The sequence below is a fragment of the Rahnella sp. GSA61A genome (assembly GCF_019969905.1).
Taxonomy (GTDB): Bacteria; Pseudomonadota; Gammaproteobacteria; order Enterobacterales; family Enterobacteriaceae; genus Rahnella; species Rahnella aceris.
Genome location: NZ_JAHXYO010000002.1, coordinates 57,797 through 77,845 on the forward strand (window position 1 = coordinate 57,797; position 20,049 = coordinate 77,845).

The 20,049-nt window shown below is 54.2% G+C and carries 17 protein-coding genes and 1 other annotated feature; of the genes, 8 read left to right on the forward strand and 9 right to left on the reverse strand.

The features are described 5' to 3' along the window. Positions 1-64: 64 nt before the first annotated feature. The 7 genes from dnaX (at position 65) to LC431_RS02370 (ending at position 8,547) form a co-directional block, all read left to right on the forward strand. A complete protein-coding gene (gene dnaX / locus LC431_RS02340; protein ID WP_013576600.1) occupies positions 65-2,014 on the forward strand; it encodes a DNA polymerase III subunit gamma/tau in 1,950 nt (649 codons plus the stop codon). Continuing rightward, positions 1,350-1,414: a sequence feature (DnaX frameshifting element), on the forward strand. It overlaps the preceding gene by 65 nt. A 41-nt stretch (positions 2,015-2,055) precedes the next feature. Next, on the forward strand, positions 2,056-2,385 hold the full coding sequence (locus LC431_RS02345; protein ID WP_013576599.1) for a YbaB/EbfC family nucleoid-associated protein: 330 nt from the start codon (positions 2,056-2,058) through the stop codon (positions 2,383-2,385). Next, positions 2,385-2,990: a recombination mediator RecR gene (recR, locus tag LC431_RS02350; RefSeq protein ID WP_013576598.1), complete on the forward strand. Its 606-nt coding sequence runs from the start codon at positions 2,385-2,387 to the stop codon at positions 2,988-2,990. Before LC431_RS02345 ends, recR begins: the two co-directional genes overlap by 1 nt. A gap of 167 nt (positions 2,991-3,157) precedes the next feature. Further along, positions 3,158-5,023 (forward strand): molecular chaperone HtpG, encoded by a 1,866-nt coding sequence (gene htpG, locus LC431_RS02355; RefSeq protein WP_165497402.1) that lies wholly within the window; start codon positions 3,158-3,160, stop codon positions 5,021-5,023. Between the two features lie 287 nt (positions 5,024-5,310). Continuing rightward, positions 5,311-5,955: an adenylate kinase gene (gene adk, locus LC431_RS02360; RefSeq protein ID WP_013576596.1), complete on the forward strand. Its 645-nt coding sequence runs from the start codon at positions 5,311-5,313 to the stop codon at positions 5,953-5,955. Between the two features lie 271 nt (positions 5,956-6,226). After that, the gene (gene hemH, locus LC431_RS02365; protein WP_037036882.1) at positions 6,227-7,189 is read left to right on the forward strand and encodes a ferrochelatase; all 963 of its coding nucleotides are present in this window, start codon (positions 6,227-6,229) and stop codon (positions 7,187-7,189) included. A 38-nt stretch (positions 7,190-7,227) separates the two neighbouring features. After that, a complete protein-coding gene (locus LC431_RS02370; protein WP_223509220.1) occupies positions 7,228-8,547 on the forward strand; it encodes an inosine/guanosine kinase in 1,320 nt (439 codons plus the stop codon). A gap of 130 nt (positions 8,548-8,677) precedes the next feature. Here LC431_RS02370 and ybaL read toward each other — a convergent pair whose 3' ends face one another. The 5 genes from ybaL to copA form a co-directional block, all read right to left on the reverse strand. Then, on the reverse strand, positions 8,678-10,369 hold the full coding sequence (gene ybaL / locus LC431_RS02375; protein WP_037036885.1) for a YbaL family putative K(+) efflux transporter: 1,692 nt from the start codon (positions 10,367-10,369) through the stop codon (positions 8,678-8,680). Between the two features lie 237 nt (positions 10,370-10,606). Next, a complete protein-coding gene (locus tag LC431_RS02380; RefSeq protein ID WP_037036886.1) occupies positions 10,607-11,818 on the reverse strand; it encodes an MFS transporter in 1,212 nt (403 codons plus the stop codon). Between the two features lie 45 nt (positions 11,819-11,863). Further along, complete coding sequence (gene ybaK, locus LC431_RS02385) at positions 11,864-12,343, reverse strand: Cys-tRNA(Pro)/Cys-tRNA(Cys) deacylase YbaK (RefSeq protein ID WP_013576591.1); 480 nt, start codon at positions 12,341-12,343, stop codon at positions 11,864-11,866. A 276-nt stretch (positions 12,344-12,619) separates the two neighbouring features. Then, positions 12,620-13,426 carry a TraB/GumN family protein gene (locus LC431_RS02390; RefSeq protein WP_013576590.1) on the reverse strand — a complete coding sequence of 269 codons (807 nt, stop codon included), beginning with the start codon at positions 13,424-13,426 and terminating at the stop codon, positions 12,620-12,622. Between the two features lie 49 nt (positions 13,427-13,475). Continuing rightward, positions 13,476-16,019, reverse strand: a complete 2,544-nt coding sequence (copA, locus tag LC431_RS02395; RefSeq protein WP_223509222.1) for a copper-exporting P-type ATPase CopA — start codon at positions 16,017-16,019, stop codon at positions 13,476-13,478. A 91-nt stretch (positions 16,020-16,110) separates the two neighbouring features. On the opposite strand from copA, the gene cueR reads away from it, so the two are divergent. Continuing rightward, entirely contained in the window at positions 16,111-16,515 is a 405-nt protein-coding gene (gene cueR / locus LC431_RS02400; RefSeq protein WP_013576588.1) for a Cu(I)-responsive transcriptional regulator, read from the forward strand. Here cueR and LC431_RS02405 read toward each other — a convergent pair. The 4 genes from LC431_RS02405 to LC431_RS02420 form a co-directional block, all read right to left on the reverse strand. Next, positions 16,512-16,967: an NfeD family protein gene (locus tag LC431_RS02405; protein WP_013576587.1), complete on the reverse strand. Its 456-nt coding sequence runs from the start codon at positions 16,965-16,967 to the stop codon at positions 16,512-16,514. The genes cueR and LC431_RS02405 overlap by 4 nt on opposite strands. After that, positions 16,967-17,887, reverse strand: coding sequence for an SPFH domain-containing protein (locus tag LC431_RS02410; RefSeq protein ID WP_037036893.1), 921 nt, complete (start codon positions 17,885-17,887; stop codon positions 16,967-16,969). Before LC431_RS02410 ends, LC431_RS02405 begins: the two co-directional genes overlap by 1 nt. 237 nt (positions 17,888-18,124) lie before the next feature. Beyond that, on the reverse strand, positions 18,125-18,982 hold the full coding sequence (locus LC431_RS02415) for a co-chaperone YbbN (RefSeq protein WP_131638164.1): 858 nt from the start codon (positions 18,980-18,982) through the stop codon (positions 18,125-18,127). A gap of 208 nt (positions 18,983-19,190) precedes the next feature. Next, the gene (locus tag LC431_RS02420) at positions 19,191-19,967 is read right to left on the reverse strand and encodes an SDR family oxidoreductase (protein WP_037036898.1); all 777 of its coding nucleotides are present in this window, start codon (positions 19,965-19,967) and stop codon (positions 19,191-19,193) included. Positions 19,968-20,049: the final 82 nt, after the last annotated feature.

A 20,049-nucleotide genomic window follows, 5' to 3' on the forward strand; every position in this document is an offset into this window, starting at 1 on the left:
GGGTTAAACGATGTTTTTTCGTGTATCGTCAAATTATTCATTATAAATCAACGATGAAGTATTAATGAGCTATCAGGTTCTTGCCCGTAAGTGGCGCCCCCAAACTTTTGCCGACGTCGTCGGACAGGAACATGTGCTGACCGCGCTGGCCAATGGCTTGTCGCTCGGGCGCATCCATCACGCCTACCTGTTTTCCGGTACCCGTGGCGTAGGGAAAACCACCATCGCCCGTCTGCTGGCGAAAGGCCTTAACTGCGAAACTGGCATTACCTCCACCCCTTGTGGCGTGTGTGATAACTGCCGCGAGATCGAGCAGGGCCGTTTTGTCGATCTGATTGAAATCGATGCCGCTTCCCGTACCAAAGTCGAAGACACCCGTGAGCTGCTGGATAACGTGCAATATGCACCGGCGCGGGGCCGCTTCAAAGTTTACCTGATTGACGAAGTGCACATGCTCTCGCGTCACAGTTTTAATGCGCTGTTGAAAACGCTGGAAGAGCCGCCCGCACACGTCAAATTCCTGCTGGCAACGACGGATCCGCAAAAACTGCCGGTCACCATTTTATCGCGTTGTTTGCAGTTCCATCTCAAAGCGCTGGACGCTGAACAGATCCGTAAACAGCTCGAACATGTATTAACCCAGGAAACCATTACCACGGAACCGCGCGCTTTACAGCTGCTTTCGCGCGCTGCCGACGGCAGTATGCGTGATGCGCTGAGCCTGACCGATCAGGCGATCGCGATGGGGCAGGGCGCGGTGACGACCGAAACCGTGGCACAAATGCTCGGTACACTGGATGACGAACAACCGCTGGCAATGCTGGAAGCGCTGGTCAGCGCCGATGGCGGACAGATGATGGCGCAGGTCGAACAGGCCGCGTCCCGTGGCGTGGACTGGGAAAATTTGCTGGTGGAAACGCTGGCGTTGCTGCACCGCATTGCAATGGTTCAGTTGTTACCGTCGGTTCTCGATAATCATTACGCGGCGATTGAACAACGCCTGCGCGAACTGGCGCGTGTCATTCCGCCTGCAGACGTACAGCTTTATTATCAGACCTTACTGATTGGCCGCAAAGAGCTGGCCTATGCGCCGGACAAACGTATGGGTGTTGAAATGACGCTGCTGCGCGCGCTGGCCTTCCATCCGAAAGTGATTATTGCTGAACCGGCTCCCCAGCCAGTCGCAGCCCCAGCTTATGTGGCGCCGCAGGCTCCATCACAACCGGCGGCACCGCGTAACGCACCGCCGCAACAAAACGATAATGCGCCTGCGCCGCAGGGAAATGCAGAACCGGCGTCAATGCCGGATTCCACCGCGCAACTTTTACAGGCACGAACACAATTGCTCAGGCAGGGGAGTACCACCCCAAAAAAAGCTGAGCCGGCAGCGCCAGGAAAAGCGCGGCCGGCAACCTCAGCACTGGAGCGTCTCGCTTCGGTGACTGAGCGTGCGCAGACATTGGCTGTGAAGAAAGAACCTGCCGCGCCGATAAAAGAAGAAGCGTATCGCTGGAAAGCGATGATGGAACCGGAAGTCGCACCGGAACCGGTGGCGACACCGAAAGCGCTGCGCACCGCGCTGGAACATGAAAAATCGCCGGAACTGGCTTCCCGCCTGGCGGAAGAAGCGATTGAACGTGATGAATGGGCGGCTGAGATCAGCCGGATGACCATTCCGAAACTGGTGCAGCAACTGGCGCTGAATGCGTATCGTGAGCAGCCGGAACCAGGCAAAATCTGCCTGCACCTGCGTTCCTCGCAAAAGCACCTGAATTCGCCGTCCGCGCAGAAAGTGCTGACGGATGCTTTATCGGCATTGCATCAGACGCCGGTTGAACTGACCGTGCTGGAAGATGATAATCTGGCGGTGAAGACGCCGCTGGAATGGCGACAGGCCATTTATGAAGAAAAACTGGCGCAGGCGCGTCAGTCTATTATTGCGGATAACAACATTCAGACTTTGCGCCGTTTCTTCGACGCTGAGCTGGATGAGGAAAGTATCCGCCCAATTTAAACGCCGCGATTGTGACGCGGCCATTGCTGAGAGAGAAGACTATGTTTGGAAAAGGCGGCATTGGTAACCTGATGAAACAGGCCCAGCAAATGCAGGAAAAAATGCAACAGGCTCAGGCGGAAATCGCTCAGCTGGAAGTGACCGGTGAGTCAGGCGCTGGCCTGGTGAAAATCACCATCAACGGTGCGCACAACGTGCGTCGCGTTGAAATCGATCCAAGCCTGCTGGAAGACGATAAAGACATGCTGGAAGATCTGATCGCTGCGGCGTTCAACGATGCTGCACGTCGTATCGATGAAACTCAGAAAGAAAAAATGGCAGCCGTATCTGGCGGCATGCAATTGCCACCAGGCTTCAAGATGCCATTCTGATGCAAACCAGCCCTCTCCTTGAATCTTTAATGGAGGCGTTGCGTTGCCTGCCGGGCGTCGGCCCGAAGTCCGCGCAACGTATGGCATTCCAGTTGCTGCAACGTGATCGCAGCGGCGGAATGCGGCTGGCGCAGTCTTTAACGCGTGCCATGTCTGAGATCGGCCATTGTGCCGATTGCCGTACCTTCACCGAGCAGGAAATCTGTACGATTTGCGCCAATCCACGGCGTAAAGAAAACGGTCAGGTTTGTGTGGTGGAAAGCCCGGCGGACATTCATGCGATAGAACAAACCGGTCAGTTCTCTGGTCGCTATTTTGTGCTGATGGGACACCTGTCACCACTCGATGGCATCGGGCCGGACGACATCGGTTTAGGCCGTCTGGAAGAGCGTCTTGAAAGTGAAAATATTCAGGAAGTGATCCTGGCGACTAACCCGACGGTTGAAGGTGAAGCGACCGCCAACTACATCGCTGAAATGTGCGGCCAGTATGGCGTACTGGCTAGCCGCATTGCGCACGGTGTGCCAGTCGGAGGCGAACTGGATATGGTCGACGGCACCACGCTGTCGCATTCCCTTGCCGGACGTCATCCCTTTCGGTTCTGACTGTTATGCGGGCGCGGTTCTCTGCGCCCCGTTTTATTCAGCTATCCCTCTGCATTTCTTCTTAAAATTTTCTCCCTGTGCTTGAAAAGCCTGACACGTAACCCCACTTATTCCTCAACGTCTGATTTGGTCAATAACAGTATCTGGATTGAGGTAATTTGATGAGTATGAAAGGACAAGAGACACGCGGATTCCAGTCTGAAGTAAAACAACTGCTTCATCTGATGATCCATTCCCTGTATTCAAACAAAGAAATTTTCCTGCGCGAGCTGATTTCCAACGCCTCAGATGCCGCTGATAAACTGCGTTTCCGCGCATTGTCTGCGCCTGAACTTTATGAAGGTGATGGCGAGCTGCATGTCCGTCTGGCATTTGATAAAGAAAAACGCACCCTGACGCTGAGTGATAACGGTATCGGCATGAGCCGTGACGAAGTTATCGATAACCTCGGTACCATCGCCAAATCCGGCACCAAAGCGTTCCTGCAATCTGTCGGTTCTGAGCAGGCGAAAGACAGCCAGTTGATTGGTCAGTTTGGTGTGGGCTTCTACTCTGCCTTTATCGTGGCAGACAAAGTCACCGTGCGCACCCGCGCAGCCGGTGCCAGCGCTGACGAAGGCGTATTCTGGGAATCTGCCGGTGAAGGTGAGTACACCCTGGCGGATATCGAGAAAGCCGATCGCGGGACTGAAATTACCCTGCATTTGCGCGAAGATCAGGACGAATTCCTGGATGACTGGCGCGTGCGCTCCATCATCAGTAAATATTCCGACCATATTGCGTTGCCGGTTGAAGTCGAAACCCGTAACGAAGAAGACGACACCGTCACCTGGGAACAAATCAACAAGGCACAGGCCCTGTGGACCCGCGGTAAAGCGGAAGTCACCGACGACGAATATAAAGAATTCTACAAACACATTTCTCATGATTTCAGCGATCCGCTGAGCTGGAGCCACAACCGCGTTGAAGGTAAGCAGGAATACACCAGCCTGCTGTACATCCCTTCACAGGCACCGTGGGATATGTGGAACCGCGACCATAAACACGGCCTGAAACTGTATGTTCAGCGCGTGTTTATCATGGACGAAGCCGAGCAGTTCATGCCGAACTACCTGCGTTTTGTTCGTGGTCTGATAGATTCCAACGATCTGCCGCTGAACGTGTCCCGTGAAATTCTGCAGGACAGCCGCATCACCCAGAACCTGCGCAGTGCGCTGACCAAACGTGTTCTGCAAATGCTGGAAAAACTGGCGAAAGACGACAACGAAAAATACCTGCAATTCTGGAAACAGTTTGGTCTGGTATTGAAAGAAGGTCCGGCAGAAGACGGTGCGAACAAAGAAGCGATCGCCAAACTGCTGCGTTTCGCCAGCACCCGCAACGACAGCAGCGAGCAGACGTTGTCGCTGGAAGAGTATGTAGCGTCGATGGTTGAAGGCCAGGACAAAATTTATTACATCACTGCCGACAGCTATGCGGCCGCGAAGAGCAGCCCGCATCTGGAATTGTTCCGCAAAAAAGGCATTGAAGTCCTGTTGCTGTCTGACCGTATCGACGAATGGATGATGAGCTATCTGACTGATTTTGATGGCAAAGTCTTCCAGTCCGTCAGCAAGGCCGACGACACACTGGACAAACTGGCTGACGAAAGCGAAGAGCAGAAAGAAGCCGAAAAAGCGCTGGAGCCGTTCGTTGAGCGCGTGAAAACGCTGCTGGGCGATCGTGTGAAAGAAGTGCGTCTGACGCACCGTCTGACTGACACGCCAGCCATCGTTACCACCGGTGCCGACGAAATGACCACGCAGATGGCAAAACTGTTTGCCGCTGCCGGTCAGGATGCGCCGGAAGTGAAATACATCTTTGAGCTGAACCCGGAACACGCGCTGGTGAAACGTGCTTCTGATGTGGCTGATGAAGATCAGTTCAGCGAGTGGATTGAGCTGCTGCTGGATCAGGCGCTGTTCGCAGAACGCGGCACGCTGGAAGATCCAAACCTGTTCATCCGTCGCATGAATACGCTGTTACAGGCGTAATCAGCTGGCGTAAAACGAAAAGGGTGTCGTGAAAGCGACACCCTTTTTTATTGCTTTGCTTCTTCCCGTTTCCATTCCCTGAAAGCCTGTGAGTAAAGTTCAGCAATCATGCCGGTAGCGTGATGTTCTCGCTGGTCGTGGTCCCGCAAACTGGCGGGTGGAACGACGGATGGCGCAGGCTTAACCCCAATTTCAGCAGGGCTTGTTCCTTGAGCAAAAGTGCTCAGAATGGTATGGTTGACCGTTTTTCGAGATTCATAAAAATTACATGCAAGGGGATTTACGCAATGCGTATCATTCTGCTGGGCGCTCCGGGCGCAGGTAAGGGTACTCAGGCTCAATTCATCATGGAGAAATTTGGTATTCCGCAAATTTCTACCGGTGATATGTTGCGCGCCGCTGTGAAGGCCGGAAGTGAACTCGGCAAGAAAGCAAAAGAGATTATGGATGCCGGTAAACTGGTAACCGACGAACTGGTTATCGCACTGGTGAAAGAACGTATTCAGCAGGAAGATTGCCGCAACGGTTTCCTGTTAGACGGTTTCCCTCGTACCATTCCGCAGGCTGATGCCATGAAAGACGCGGGCATCAAAGTGGATTACGTGCTGGAATTCGACGTGCCTGACGAACTGATCGTCGATCGCATCGTAGGTCGTCGCGTACACCCTGGCTCTGGCCGCGTGTACCACATCCATTACAATCCACCTAAAGTGGAAGGTAAAGACGATGTCACCGGCGAAGAACTGATCACCCGTAAAGATGATCAGGAAGAAACCGTGCGTAAACGTCTGGTGGAATACCATGAGCTGACTGAGCCGCTGGTGTCCTACTACAGCAAAGAAGCTGAAGCGGGCAATACCAGGTACGTCAAAATTGACGGTACACAACAGGTCTCTGCAGTGCGTGACGAACTGGCTGCTATTCTGAGCTGATCGTCTGTTCTGCGCACTATCACGGGGTGACTACGGTCGCCCCGTTTGTTTTTTTAGGGTCTCCATTTCCAATACCCAAAATAATTCGAGCGGCGGCAAGCGAGCGTGACGGGGATTAATAATAACAATTCGCATTGATAGTTTCTGCCGTTGTTCCCATCGTCTTTGTTTTCGTTACAATGACCTGCGCCTCTTTGCCGCATCACAAATAAACGGTGGCGCCCATAACTTTTCGCACTGGCTTCAGTGCCTTCAATTTAGGAAATTCAGCATGACGCAGACCAAATTCGGTGTTCTCCTGGTCAACCTCGGGACGCCGGAAGCTCCGACCCCGCAGGCCGTTAGAAAATATCTGGCTGAATTTTTGAGTGATATCCGTGTGGTTGATACCCCCCGCTGGCTGTGGTGGCCGATCCTGAATTTGGTGATCCTGCCGCTGCGTTCCCCGCGCGTGTCCAAACTGTATAAAGCCGTGTGGATGGAAGAGGGCTCACCGCTGATGGTTTACAGCCGTCGTCAGCAGAAAGCGCTGGCAGAACGCCTGCCGGGTACGCCGGTTGAACTGGCGATGAGTTACGGCAAGCCGGGCATGAAAGAACCGATTGAAAAACTGCTGGCGCAGGGCGTGACCAAAATGGTGGTGCTGCCGCTGTATCCGCAATATTCCTGCTCGACCAGCGCCGCGGTATTTGACGGCGTGGCGCGTGTGCTGAAATCGCAGCGTCGCCTGCCTTCAATGAGCTTTATCCGTGATTACGCCACGCATCCGGCTTATATTTCCGCGCTGAAAGCCAGCATCGAACGTTCGTTCGCTCAGCATGGCGAACCGGACCGTCTGGTGTTGTCCTTCCACGGCATTCCAAAGCGTTTTGTCGCGCAGGGTGATGACTACGAACAGCGTTGCCGCGATACCGTGCAGGCGCTGACCGATGCGCTGCAACTGCCTGCGGGCAAAATTATGCTGACCTTCCAGTCTCGCTTTGGTCGCGAACCATGGCTGACGCCTTACACCGATGAAACGCTGAAAGGCCTTCCGGCTCAGGGAGTTAAGCATATTCAGATCCTCTGCCCGGGCTTTGCGGCAGACTGTCTGGAGACACTGGAGGAAATCAAAGGCGAGAACCGCGAGATTTTTATTCATGCAGGCGGCGAGCGCTTCGAATATATTGACGCCTTAAACGACCAGCCGGAACATATTGATTTGCTGCAACAGCTGGTCACTCAGCACTTCTGACTGAAGCCTGAGTTTTTTGAATCTCCCGAGAATAATGCATGAAATTTCCTGGTAAACGTAAGTCCAAACACTATTTTCCGGTCAGCGCACGCGACCCTTTATTGCGTGATTCTATGTTGCAGGCAATGCAGCCGGAGTCAGAAGCCGGTGCCTCGTACATCGCCGGCATTGACCAGACGATGGTCGATATCGAAGCGCGTGTTGATGAGAATTTTGTTGCCCGCTACGGGCTGACGCTCGGTGAATCCAATATTCTTGATGATGAGATGTCGGAAACGCTGTATCAGGAACTGATGAGCAACGCCCTGATCACGCACCAGTTTGCGGGCGGTACTGTCGGTAACACACTGCACAACTATTCCGTGCTGGCCGATGACCGTTCTGTGCTGCTCGGCGTGATGTGTAATAACGTTAAAATTGGCGATTATGCTTACCGTTATCTTTGCAACACCTCCAGCCGCGTAGATCTTAACTTCCTGCAGGGCGTGGATGGCGCGATAGGTCGTTGCTTTACGCTGATCAGCGATACCGGCGAGCGCACCTTTGCCATCAGTCCGGGCAAAATGAACGGTCTGCGTGCGGAAAATGTGCCGGAAGATGTGATAGCAGGAGCCTCCGCGCTGTTACTGACCTCGTATTTGCTGCGCAGCAAGCCGGGCGAACCGATGCCGGAAGCCACCATGCAGGCGATTGAGTACGCGAAGAAGTACCATGTGCCGGTGGTCTTAACATTGGGCACACAATACGTTATCGCCGAAGATCCGCAGGCATGGCGTGATTTCATCCGTGATAACGTGTCGATTCTGGCGATGAACGAAGATGAAGGTTTTGCGCTGACTGGCCTGAAAGATCCGCTGATGGCAGCGGATAAGGCGCTGGACTGGGTCGATCTGGTGCTGTGTACCGCCGGGCCGAACGGCCTGTTTATGGCGAGTTATACCGAAGACGAGTTCAAGCGCACCACCCAGCATCCGCTGCTGCCGGGGGCGATTGCCGAATTCAATCAGTACGAATTCAGCCGCGCGATGCGTCGTGACTGTTGTCAGCAACCGTTGAAGATTTATTCCCACATCGCGCCGTATATGGGCGGGCCGGAGAAAATCATGAACACCAACGGAGCGGGTGACGGGGCATTATCGGCGCTGCTGCATGATATCGCCGCCAACGGTTTCCACCGGACTTCTGTGCCGAATTCCAGCAAACATTCCCGCGAGTATCTGACCTATTCCTCGCTGGCGCAGGTGTGTAAATACGCCAACCGTGTGAGTTATCAGGTGCTGAACCAGCACTCGCCGCGTCTGACGCGTGGCCTGCCGGAACGTGAAGACAGCCTGGAAGAGAGTTACTGGGAGCGCTAGGGAGTCAGGCGGCTGTCAACATTTTGATGAAAATCAGAAGGGCGTTGAGATAGAAGCCATTTTTTATAAAGCCACTTAAACAGGCGCAGTGATGAACTGCGCCCTTATTTTTTTAATCACTAACAGATGATCAGATCGGGCAAAACGGACGCTTTTCGTCTTCGGTCATAATATCGATTTGCAGCATACCCAGCATGCTGTTGGCGATTTCCCGCTCGCCCATCACCACGCGATCCGCACCGCGTTCCAGGATATAGGTGACTTCATCGTCATAATGCGCACGGGCGATAATTTCGATATTTGGCCGCTTGACGCGGGCTGATGCGACGATTTCACCGGCTTCATAACCGTTGGGAATGGTCACCAGCAGCCAGCGGGCGCAGTCGAGACGCGCCAGATCCATCACTTCCTGATTGGCGGCATTGCCCAGCACCGTACTAATGCCCTGGTCACGCAGCGCCTCGACACGCGGACGCGAATTTTCAATCACCACCAGCGGGATCCCCGCAGCCTGAAGTTTCTCGCCGAGCAGACTGCCGACGCGTCCGTAACCCACCAGCAGTGCGTGATTGCACAAATCGAACGGGATTTGCTTCTCGTCTTCAACCGCTTCTTCAACGCTCTGGTCTTCGATGGTTTCCGTTTTCGCCAGATATTTTTCCAGCAGCGTGAACAGCAGCGGGTTAAACATAATCGACAGAATTGCCCCCGCCAGCACCAGATTACGGCCATGTTCAGACAGCAGTCCCAGCGAAATCCCCAGACCGGCGAGAATAAAGGCGAATTCGCCGATCTGCGCCAGACTGACGGAAATCGTCAGCGCGGTGCGTTTGGAATGCCCGAACATCTTCACCAGCAGGAATGCGGCAATGGATTTACCGAACACGATAATCGCCAGCGTGGCGATCACGGTCAGCGGTTCACGCACCAGAATCATCGGGTCGAATAGCATGCCAACCGAGACGAAGAACAGCACCGCGAAGGCATCGCGCAGTGGTAACGTGTCGTGCGCCGCACGCTGGCTGAGTTCGGATTCATTGAGCACCATACCGGCGAAGAACGCGCCCAGCGCGAACGACACATCAAAGAATTCCACGGCGCCGTAAGCGATGCCCAGCGCCAGTGCCAGAACTGACAGCGTAAACAGTTCACGTGAACCGGTGCTGGCGGTTTTGGCGAGGATCCACGGCACTACACGGCGGCCCACCACCATCATCAGCACCATAAACGCGATCACTTTACCAATCGTCACGGCAAGCCCGGTGAGCAGTTCTACCGGGCTGGAGTGATGGCTTTCCAGCATGCCGCTGAACGCAGGCAGCAGAACCAGCGTCAGCACCATCACCAGGTCTTCAACAATCAGCCAGCCGATGGCGATTTGGCCGCGCTGGCTTTCAATCAGTTGCCGTTCTTCCAGCGCCCGCAGCAACACCACGGTACTGGCGGTGGACAGACACAGCCCGAACACCAGTCCGGTGGCCAGATCCCAGCCCATCAGGCTTGATAATCCCATTCCAAGCAGTGTTGCAACCGCGATTTGCGCTACAGCGCCGGGAATGGCTATCGACTTTACGGCGAGTAAATCTTTCAGAGAAAAATGCAAACCTACGCCAAACATCAGCAGGATGACGCCGATTTCTGCCAGCTCCGGTGCCAGTGAAGTGTCTGCAACGAAGCCCGGTGTAAACGGACCGGCCAGCACGCCAGCGGCGAGATAGCCAACCAGAGGAGAAATTCGCAGGCGGTTGGCGAGCATTCCTAACAGGAACGCTAAGACCAGACCGCCAACGATGGTAGTGATGAGAGGCGTAGAATGATGCATTCAGACTCCTTCTGGTTATGCATAAAGCAAATATGTTGCTGATTGTTTCTAAGTTTATGGTAAAAATCGTTTTCACGTTGGGGAATTTTGGCCTTTTTTATTTAAAATCATCAGCAGACGATAAAAAAAATTCCAACGCGGGATTTAAATGGGTTTTATCAGGCAGATATCAAGGGAATAAGGGTTCAGACGCTGCCGATATTTAACTATCGGCAGCCGGGAAGGAAAGGTTAAAGGCTATTTGCGTTCTATATTTGGCAGGAATGCTGTCAGGATCCCGAGCAACGGCAGGAAGGCACAAATCTGATACACCAGTTCGATACTGGTTTTATCGGCCACATAGCCGAGCACCGCGGCGCCCAGCCCGCCCATACCAAAGGCCAGCCCAAAGAACAGGCCCGACACCATGCCGACTTTCCCTGGCATCAGCTCCTGCGCAAACACCAGAATCGCCGAAAATGCCGAGGCGAGGATCACGCCGATAATCACGCTCAGTACGCTGGTCCACATCAGACTGGCGTGCGGCAAAAGTAGTGTAAATGGCGCGACGCCGAGAATTGAAGCCCAAATGACGTATTTGCGCCCAATCTTATCACCCACCGGCCCGCCGATAATGGTGCCCGCAGCCACTGCAAACAGAAAAACAAACAGATGGATTTGTGCGCTTTGCACCGATACACCAAATTTATGGATCAGGTAAAAGGTGTAATAGCTGCTCAGGCTGGTCAGGTAGAAGTACTTGGAAAATATCAGGATCAGCAAAATACCCAGTGACATCGCCACCGTTTTACGTGGCAACAGGGTCACATGACTTTTCACCGGCCCGCGCGTTTTGGCGATCAGGTTTTGCTGGCGATACCATTTACTGATTTGCAGTAACACCACAATGCCGAGCAGCGCAGCCAGTGAGAACCACGCAACATTGCCTTTACCGTAAGGCGCAATAATCAGTGCAGCCAGCAGCGGGCCGAGGGAAGCGCCGAAATTACCGCCCACCTGGAACAGCGATTGCGCCAGCCCGTGACGACCGCCGGAAGCCATGCGTGCCACGCGCGAAGACTCAGGGTGGAAAACCGAAGAACCCGTCCCGACCAGCGCCGCCGCCAGCAGCACGACAGGGAAACTCTGCGCCACAGCCAGCAGCAGCAGCCCGGAGAGCGTAAAGCCCATGCCGACCGGCAAAGAATAGGGTTGCGGATGTTTGTCGGTGTAATAGCCGATCAGCGGCTGCAACAGTGATGCGGTGATCTGATACGTCAGCGTGATCAGCCCGATCTGTGTGAAGCTCAGGGAAAACTCGTTTTGCAGCAACGGATAAATCGCCAGTATCAGCGACTGGATCATGTCATTAAGCAGGTGAGAAACGCTGATCGCCGCCAGAATAGAAAACGCAGTCTTTTTGACTGCGTCTTTCTGCGGGCTGGCTGGCGTTGACGTCGTGTCTGTCATAGCAGAGGAGGCCTTCTTATTGTAGAGGTGCAGAGTACCGGCCTGTCAGCTGATTTTCGCGATCTCAGCAAACTGACCTTTCAGTAAGCGACAAAGATCGCCTGCCGCCAGTTCAATATCAAGGCCGCGTTTACCGCCTGAAACATAAATGGTATTGAACGTCTGCGCCGGGCTGTCGATCACCGTGGGCAGCAGCTTTTTCTGTCCGAGCGGACTGATGCCACCGACCAGATAACCGGTAACGCGTTGTGCAATCATAGGATCCGCCATATCGGCTTTTTTCGCCCCCAGCGCTTTCGCGACTTTTTTTAAGTCCAGCTGGGATGCCACCGGCGTGACCGCCACGGCCAGATTTTTAGCATCACCATTCAACGAAACCAGCAGGGTTTTATAAACCTGACGGGCGTCCAGACCGAGTTTTTTTACGGCTTCATCGCCAAAATTGGTTTCATCGCTGCTGTGTTCATACGGATGAAGGGTGAAGCTGACTTTATTCTTTTCCAGGAGTAATACGGCAGGGGTCATAGCCTGTCTCCTCTGTTTTATTTTATGTTGTTGTTCGAAATTTCATCACCTGTTCAATCTGATGAAATTAAACAATAAAGTGCACTTAATAAGCGAAGGAGAAATAGTAGAGCAATGAATGGTTATTGCCAAGACCCAACACAGATTGCTACCCTGTGCCAGCCGGTGTTGCGCCTGTAAAGGCTGACACTGAAGCTATAACTAATAAAATGAAATTCCTCTTTGACTGGCCGATAGAAATATCGGCCATTTTTTTAATCTCCGTCATCCTTCAGGCTATCTCTTCTTTGCGAGTAATTCCGGCAGATTCCCTTCGCCATACAAATGCAGCGCACCTACTGCGACCACATAGTTTCCCGCCGGGAGATCCAGCAACAGTTGTTTCCAGCGAATGTTTCGCTGATTCATCAGGATATCGTACAAATCGCTGCTGAAAGTGTTAGGCAGTTGCTCTGTCGCCAGCCCCGGTTTGGTATCCAGCCACCAGCTGATCATGGTTTGCAGCAAGCGGGCATTGGTGTGCCAGTGCGTCAGGGTATCTTCCAGCAGCGTGAGTCCGCCATCTGGCAACTGCTGCAATAATTCGAACTGTTCCTGCGGACCTTCCAGCTCGATGATTTTCGTCCCCTGCTTTTTGGCGGTCTGCAACAGCTGATAATCAATGCCGTAATTTCCGCGCAACCCGAGGCGCTGCGCCTGCGTGGCCTGCAACATCAGTGCCACCTGCCACGAGGGCAGCGGATTGAGCGTCCACATGGATACGCCCAGTTCTTCGCATAAACGTTCGACGTGCAGATACTGGGATTCGGGCAGACGTTCGGCCAGTGGCGGAAATTCGCCGGTCATGCTGAAGGGAGATTCCGTGCCGCTGATATCGGCTTCGACAATCAGTGCATCGGCTTTTTGCAGGCGGCGCAACAGGGGGGCGGGCAGGGGGTGCATGTCCTGCGTGCCCATATGAATGCTGCCGACCAGATGCAGGGAGCGGTTGCCGGGAAGCTGAATATCAATGGCGGGATAAGAATACTCGACGGGAAACAACTTGCGGAACCCGCTTAATACCCGGTTGAAAAAATGCGCCATAGTGCATGGTCTCCCGAAAAATGAGAGACCATGCTAACGCGTCATCGTTTTAGCGAACAGGGGAAACGTCTTGTTTTTTCGGCTTAAAGTGCAACAGGCGATTTGCGTTAGCGACGACGGTAATGGATGACAGTGCCATCGCTGCACCTGCCACGACCGGGCTGAGCAAGGTACCGGTCAGCGGATAAAGCACACCAGCCGCAACGGGAATGCCAATCACGTTATAGATAAAAGCGCCCAGCAGGTTCTGCTTCATGTTACGCAGCGTCGCCTGAGACATCGCCAGCGCATCGGCGACACCGTGCAGACTCGGACGCATCAGGGTAATGGCCGCTGTTTCGATCGCCACATCGCTGCCTCCGCCCATCGCAATCCCGACATCGGCCTGCGCCAGTGCCGGGGCATCATTAATGCCGTCGCCGATCATGGCGACCTGCTGGCCTTTGTCCTGCAACGCTTTAATGGCATCGGCTTTGCCTTCGGGACGCACACCGGCAATCACTTTATCGATTCCTGCTTGTGCGGCAATTGCCTGAGCGGTACGCGGATTGTCGCCGGTCAGCATCACCAGCTGATACCCAAGCTGATGCAGACGTTGTAAGGCGCTGACGCTGTCTTCACGTAATGGGTCACGCAGTGCGAACAGCGCCGCCAGTTGTCCGTTTGCCGCCAGCAATACCGGCGTTGCGCCTTCGCCTGCCATGCTTTCCAGCAGAGTGTTGGCATCCACGGTATCCACGCCATTTTCCTGCATCAGCGCCTGATTACCCAGTAATAACGCCGTACCGTCAACATCGCCGCGTAAACCCAGACCGCCAAGGGTACGGAAATTCAGCACGTCAGGAATGTCCAGCCCGCCAGCTTTTTCAACAATCGCCTGCGCCAGCGGGTGGTGCGAGCCTTTTTCCAGCGCGGCGGCAAAGCGCAGCGCCTGCTGTTCACGGATACCGCCAAAGGTGTATGTATCCGTCACTTTCGGCTGGCCTTCCGTCAGCGTCCCGGTTTTATCAAATACCAGCGTGGTGAGGGTACTGGCTTTTTGCAGCGCATCGGCATCACGCACCAGTACGCCGAATTCCGCCGCACGGCCGACGCCCGCGGTAACCGACATCGGCGTCGCTAATCCCAGCGCACAAGGACAGGCGATAATCAGCACGGTAGTGACGATCACCAGCGTATACATCAGTTGTGGCTGCGGACCAAAGAAGTACCAGATTGCGCCACTGAACAAAGCAATCAGCACTACGGCGGGCACGAAGACAGAAGATATTTTATCTGCCAGCTTACCGATTTCAGGCTTGCTGCTCTGGGCTTCGCGCACCAGTTTGATGATCCGCGAAAGGGTCGTCTGGCTGCCGATAGCGTCAGCGCGGAACAGCACGCTGCCGTCTTTGACCAGCGTCCCCGCATGCACTTTTTCACCCTGGGATTTCTGCTGTGGGATGGGTTCGCCGGTCAGCATAGCTTCATCCATCCAGGCTTCGCCGCTTTGAATTTCACCGTCAACCGGCACACGATCACCGGTGGTGAGCCGCAGCGTCATGCCTTGCTGTATTTCAGCCAGCGGCAGGGTTTTTTCGCCTTCTGCGGTGACAACGCGTGCGGTCGGTGGGGTCAGGTCCAGCAAGCGTTCGAGTGCTTTTGATGAACGCTGACGTCCGCGTTGTTCCAGCGCGTGACCCAGATTAATCAGGCCAATAATCATCACGCTGGCTTCATAGTAAAGATGGCGCGCCTGCATCGGGAACTCGTCCGGCCACAGGCTGACAGCGAAGGAGAAAATCCACGCTGCGCCGGTACCGAGTGACACCAGCGTGTCCATATTCGCGCTGCCGTGCATCAGGTTTTTCCATGCACTGCGGTAAAAATGCCCGCCAGCGACAATCATAATCAGCAATGTCAGCAGGCCGATAATCAGCCAGCCGGTCTGATTACCGGCGGTGACCATCATTTCGCCGCCGAGCAATCCCCATAACATCATCGGGATACCGGCAGCCAGGCCGAGCGCTGCCTGCCAGCTAAAGCGGATCATGCTTTTGCGTGAGGTTTGTTGCTGGCGCTCACGGCGTTCGGTTTCGTCGATAATAATTTCAGCGCCATAACCGGCACGTTCAACGGCGGCAATCAGTGCGTTTTGATCAGCTTTGCCGCTGACCAGCGCACTGCGTTCCGCCAGATTGACCCGTGCCTGCTCGACACCATTCACGCCTTCCAGCGCCCGTTGCACTTTACTGACACAACTGGCGCAGCTCATGCCGCTGAGCAATAATTGCACGCTGTCATCAGCGGCTTGCGGGGCGTGAGTCTCAGCCGGAACAGGTGACGCAGCCGCTGACAGGGGTTCCGGCAAAACACTCGCCTTATCGGTCAGCGGCTCAGATTTTGGGGATGTATCTCCTGCAACCTGCGCGTCGTAACCGGCGTTCACTACGGCGTCGATCAGGCTCTGGCTGCTGGCATCGCCTTTGACGATGGCTTTATCCAGAGAGACTTCTACAGAGGTGGTGCCTTCAACCGCTTCCAGCGCTTTCCGCGTTGAAGCGACACAGTGCCCGCAGGACAAGCCTTGCAGGGATAATACGGTAGTCGTCATGATGAATTTCCTTTTTGCCTTGACCTGATTGTCAAATTTCACTAGTTATAGAGCATAAACCTTCCAGCAAGGGTAAGGTCAAGGAGGCAAAATGAACATCAGTGATGTGGCGAAAAAAACCGGGCTGACCAGCAAAGCGATTCGTTTTTATGAAGAGAAAGGGCTGGTCACCGCACCGGCTCGCAGTGAAAACGGCTACCGCAGCTATGCACAAAAACATATCGAAGAACTGACGTTGTTGCGCCAGGCGCGGCAGGTTGGTTTTACGCTGGAAGAGTGTCAGGAGCTGGTGGCATTATTCCACAATCCTGACAGGCACAGTGCTGACGTAAAAGCGCGGACATTAGAAAAGGCCGCCGAAATTGCGCGGCACATTGAAGAACTGAAAGTGATGCGTGAGCGCTTACTGACGCTGGCGGAATCCTGCCCCGGCGACGAGGGTGCGGATTGCCCGATCATCGATAATCTCAGCGGCTGCTGTCATAACAAACATTAACGCGCATCGGGTTCTACGCGCAGCGTCGCCCCTTCCACGCCGGTGATAACGACTTTGTCCCCGACGTTCAGAGGGGAGCTGCAGATCGCACGCCAGCTGCTGTCACCGATTTGTACCCGTGTGAACTGGTTAGTTACCGGTTCCAGCACCGTAGCGTAAGTGCCCACTAATTGCTGGCCTCGCTGATTGAGTGCGGCATTGCCGGAAGATTTATCCACCCGCTGGTTCAGCCACTTCCACCACAGCCACGCCGCCAGAATGGTCAGCAGGGCAAATGCCGTGCCCTGCCATGCCCACGGCAGCGGCAGGATCCACGTGACAGCACCCACCAGGGCCGCCGCCACGCCGCTCCACAGCAAGTAACCACTCGCACCCACCAGCTCAGCTGCCAGTAACAGGCCACCCAGAGACAGCCAGAATACGTGCGGATTTGCCATGAAATCATGCAGCATTATTTGCCGCCTTTGGTTTCTTTCAGCAACTCAGCAATTCCGCCAATGGAGCCCATCAGACTGGTGGCATCCAGCGGCATCATGATGATTTTGCTGTTATTGGCAGAACCGATTTTCGTCAGGGCATCGGTATATTTTTGTGCCACGAAGTAGTTAATCGCCCGCACATCACCGGCCGCAATCGCCTCGGACACCATTTTGGTGGCCTGGGCTTCCGCTTCCGCCGCACGTTCACGCGCTTCTGCCTGCAGGAATGCTGACTGACGCTCACCTTCGGCTTTCAGAATTTGCGACTGTTTTTCACCTTCAGCACGTAAAATGGCGGACTGACGTACACCTTCGGCTTCCAGAATGTCGGCACGTTTTGTACGTTCGGCTTTCATCTGTGCGTTCATCGCAGAGATCAGTTCAGCCGGTGGGCGCACATCACGGATCTCGATACGGGTGATTTTCACGCCCCACGGATTGGTAGCTTCATCGACGATATGCAGCAAACGTGCGTTGATGTTGTCGCGTTGTGACAACATTTCGTCCAGTTCCATCGAGCCGAGAACGGTACGGAAGTTGGTCATCGTCAGGTTAACGATCGCCTGCTCCAGATTGCTGACTTCATAGGCGGCGCGCGCCGGGTCAATCACCTGAATGAAACACACCGCATCGATGGCAACATTGGCGTTATCGCGGGAAATCACTTCCTGAGAAGGAATATCCAGTACCTGTTCCATCATATTGATTTTGCGACCGATGCGGTCGACAAACGGCACCACCAGGTTCAGCCCCGGCATCAGGGTTTTGGTATAGCGGCCAAAACGTTCGACGGTCCACTGGTAGCCCTGGGGCACGATCTTGATCCCGGCGTACACCATCAGCAGCGCCAGTACGATCAGAATAAGGATAGGGATGGGAATAAGGTCAAACATAGTATGAAACTCCTGTAAAACTGTGTTCTGACTATTCACGGGGGAATAATCGAATAAAAACATGTCCCTGGCGCACTCACCGACCGGTCAGGCGCGTGTTCAATTGTCGCACAAATCGTTAAGTCATCGTATTAATAAAAGGATAGTTCAGAGGATAAAAGACGGGGGAAATGCTAAAAAAAACGCACGTCCGGAGAAGTGACGTGCGCAGGGCGTTTTACGGTGAAACCGGATGAATCAATAGAGCAGGGAATATAATTGGCGGCGGTATTTGGCGGCCAGCGCATCGCCGGTGCCGAGTGCTGCCATAATATCCATCAGCGTTTTACGTGCCGCACCGTTCGCCGCCCCTAAGTCTTTCTTCAGCGGAGCCATCAGCAGTTCCAGCGCTTCTTCATTACGCCCGACCTGATGAAGTTGCAGGCTGAGTTTGACCACCAGCTCGGCATTCTCAGGATCCTGCGACAACGCCTGCTGAAGTTGCTGAATTTCCGGCGTATCGGCGGCCTGTTTCAGTAACTCGATCTGCGCAATCAGCCCCTGATAACGGGAATCTTTATCCTGTAACGGAATGGTCGCCAGCACGGCTTCGGCATCGTCAGTACGGTGCAGATTAATTTGTGTTTCCGCCAGCAACAAACCGATGTCACTGCGCTGATTGCTCAACTGCCATGCTTCTTTCAGCAACGGCAGGGCACCATTCACATCGCCCGCTTGCAACATTTCCTGCGCCTGAGCCAGTTTCAGCTCTTCTTCTTTCGGCAACACTTTCTGCAGCAGTTCGCGGATCACTTCTTCCGGCTGCGGACCCTGGAAACCATCGACCGGCTGACCGTCTTTGAACAGATAAACGGCAGGGATCGAGCGCAGACCAAACTGCTGGGCGATCATCTGCTCGGCATCGCAGTCCACTTTTGCCAGGATTAGCTGACCGGCGTATTCGACGGCCAGTTTGTCGAGAACCGGACCCAGTTGCAGGCAATGCTGGCTGCGTTCAGACCAGAAATAGAACATCACCGGCACAGACATGGATTGTTCCAGCGTCTGGTGCAGGTTGGTTTCGTTGATATCGATTACTGTAGGTTGTGCAAGCATGAATTCTGTCTCTCCGCTACCCGTCATACTTCGAGCTGCTGATGCGTTGGCTGCGCTCATTCAGCCCGGTCACTTAGTTATCTAAGCTCCCGGGTCTTCGTGAGCTTGCCGCCTTCCCGCAACTCGAATTATTTAGGGTATAGAAAATTAAAGTATTTAAGAACAAATGGGGGCGACTCTTGCCGCTTCAACCCCGAATCGCTTTTACTTAGCTGTTTCCGCGTAATATTTTGTCCAGCATGCGCGCGGGCAACAGGCGTTTCAGCACCGTCAGTGCATGGGCGACCAGTGTGACCGGATAACGCAGGCGCGCGCGCGGATGTTCTAAAGCATGGTGCAGTTTGGGCAAAACCGCCTCCGGCTTGAGTGTAAAACGACGGGCAATACCCGGATTTTCGACCGGCTGGTCGGTCTGCGACTGACTCACATTGGCGGTGAAATTACTGCTCAGCGGGCCGGGTTCAATCAGGCTGACCTGAATACCGGTGCCGTGCAGCTCCATGCGCAGTGTGTCGGACCAGGCCTCCAGTGCAAATTTACTGGCAGCATACACGCCCCGGCGCGGCGTAGTAATCAGCCCCATCACCGAGCTGGTCTGGATAATACGGCCTTCGCCGTGTGGCAACATGGCGGGTAACAGAAGCTGCGTCAGCTGATGTGTACCAAATAAATTGGTGGAAAATTGTTGTTCGAACTGCTCACGGCTGATGCTGCTGAGCGGGCCATAAACGCCGTAACCCGCATTATTAAACAAGCCATACAGACGGTTGCCTGTCAGCGCAATGACCTCGGCGGCCGCAAGTTCGACGCTCTGTTTATCATCAAGATCGCACTGAATAGTTTCAAACCCCATCTGCTGCAGCGTGTCGATATCCTGCGTTTTCCGACATGCCGCCAGTACCCGATAACCGCGTGCGCGCAAATCCTGTGCGGCAACCAGCCCGATACCGCTGGAACAACCGGTGATTAATACTGCTTTTTGCATAACTTTACCTGTGAGGTGTCCCTATTTTTTATGACTGTGATTTACTAGGGAGTCGGGTGAAAAAGGTAACGTCTTGGTTTTA

What these genes read in the sequence shown, in the direction of transcription:
- LC431_RS02420 (WP_037036898.1), bottom strand. Translation starts at nt 19,967, where the DNA reads ATGCAAAAAGCAGTATTAATCACCGGTTGTTCCAGCGGTATCGGGCTG.
- ybaL (WP_037036885.1), bottom strand. Translation starts at nt 10,369, where the DNA reads ATGCATCATTCTACGCCTCTCATCACTACCATCGTTGGCGGTCTGGTC.
- LC431_RS02380 (WP_037036886.1), bottom strand. Translation starts at nt 11,818, where the DNA reads ATGACAGACACGACGTCAACGCCAGCCAGCCCGCAGAAAGACGCAGTC.
- dnaX (WP_013576600.1), top strand. Translation starts at nt 65, where the DNA reads ATGAGCTATCAGGTTCTTGCCCGTAAGTGGCGCCCCCAAACTTTTGCC.
- recR (WP_013576598.1), top strand. Translation starts at nt 2,385, where the DNA reads ATGCAAACCAGCCCTCTCCTTGAATCTTTAATGGAGGCGTTGCGTTGC.
- hemH (WP_037036882.1), top strand. Translation starts at nt 6,227, where the DNA reads ATGACGCAGACCAAATTCGGTGTTCTCCTGGTCAACCTCGGGACGCCG.
- copA (WP_223509222.1), bottom strand. Translation starts at nt 16,019, where the DNA reads ATGACGACTACCGTATTATCCCTGCAAGGCTTGTCCTGCGGGCACTGT.
- LC431_RS02345 (WP_013576599.1), top strand. Translation starts at nt 2,056, where the DNA reads ATGTTTGGAAAAGGCGGCATTGGTAACCTGATGAAACAGGCCCAGCAA.
- cueR (WP_013576588.1), top strand. Translation starts at nt 16,111, where the DNA reads ATGAACATCAGTGATGTGGCGAAAAAAACCGGGCTGACCAGCAAAGCG.
- LC431_RS02405 (WP_013576587.1), bottom strand. Translation starts at nt 16,967, where the DNA reads ATGCTGCATGATTTCATGGCAAATCCGCACGTATTCTGGCTGTCTCTG.
- LC431_RS02415 (WP_131638164.1), bottom strand. Translation starts at nt 18,982, where the DNA reads ATGCTTGCACAACCTACAGTAATCGATATCAACGAAACCAACCTGCAC.
- LC431_RS02370 (WP_223509220.1), top strand. Translation starts at nt 7,228, where the DNA reads ATGAAATTTCCTGGTAAACGTAAGTCCAAACACTATTTTCCGGTCAGC.
- LC431_RS02390 (WP_013576590.1), bottom strand. Translation starts at nt 13,426, where the DNA reads ATGGCGCATTTTTTCAACCGGGTATTAAGCGGGTTCCGCAAGTTGTTT.
- LC431_RS02410 (WP_037036893.1), bottom strand. Translation starts at nt 17,887, where the DNA reads ATGTTTGACCTTATTCCCATCCCTATCCTTATTCTGATCGTACTGGCG.
- adk (WP_013576596.1), top strand. Translation starts at nt 5,311, where the DNA reads ATGCGTATCATTCTGCTGGGCGCTCCGGGCGCAGGTAAGGGTACTCAG.
- ybaK (WP_013576591.1), bottom strand. Translation starts at nt 12,343, where the DNA reads ATGACCCCTGCCGTATTACTCCTGGAAAAGAATAAAGTCAGCTTCACC.
- htpG (WP_165497402.1), top strand. Translation starts at nt 3,158, where the DNA reads ATGAAAGGACAAGAGACACGCGGATTCCAGTCTGAAGTAAAACAACTG.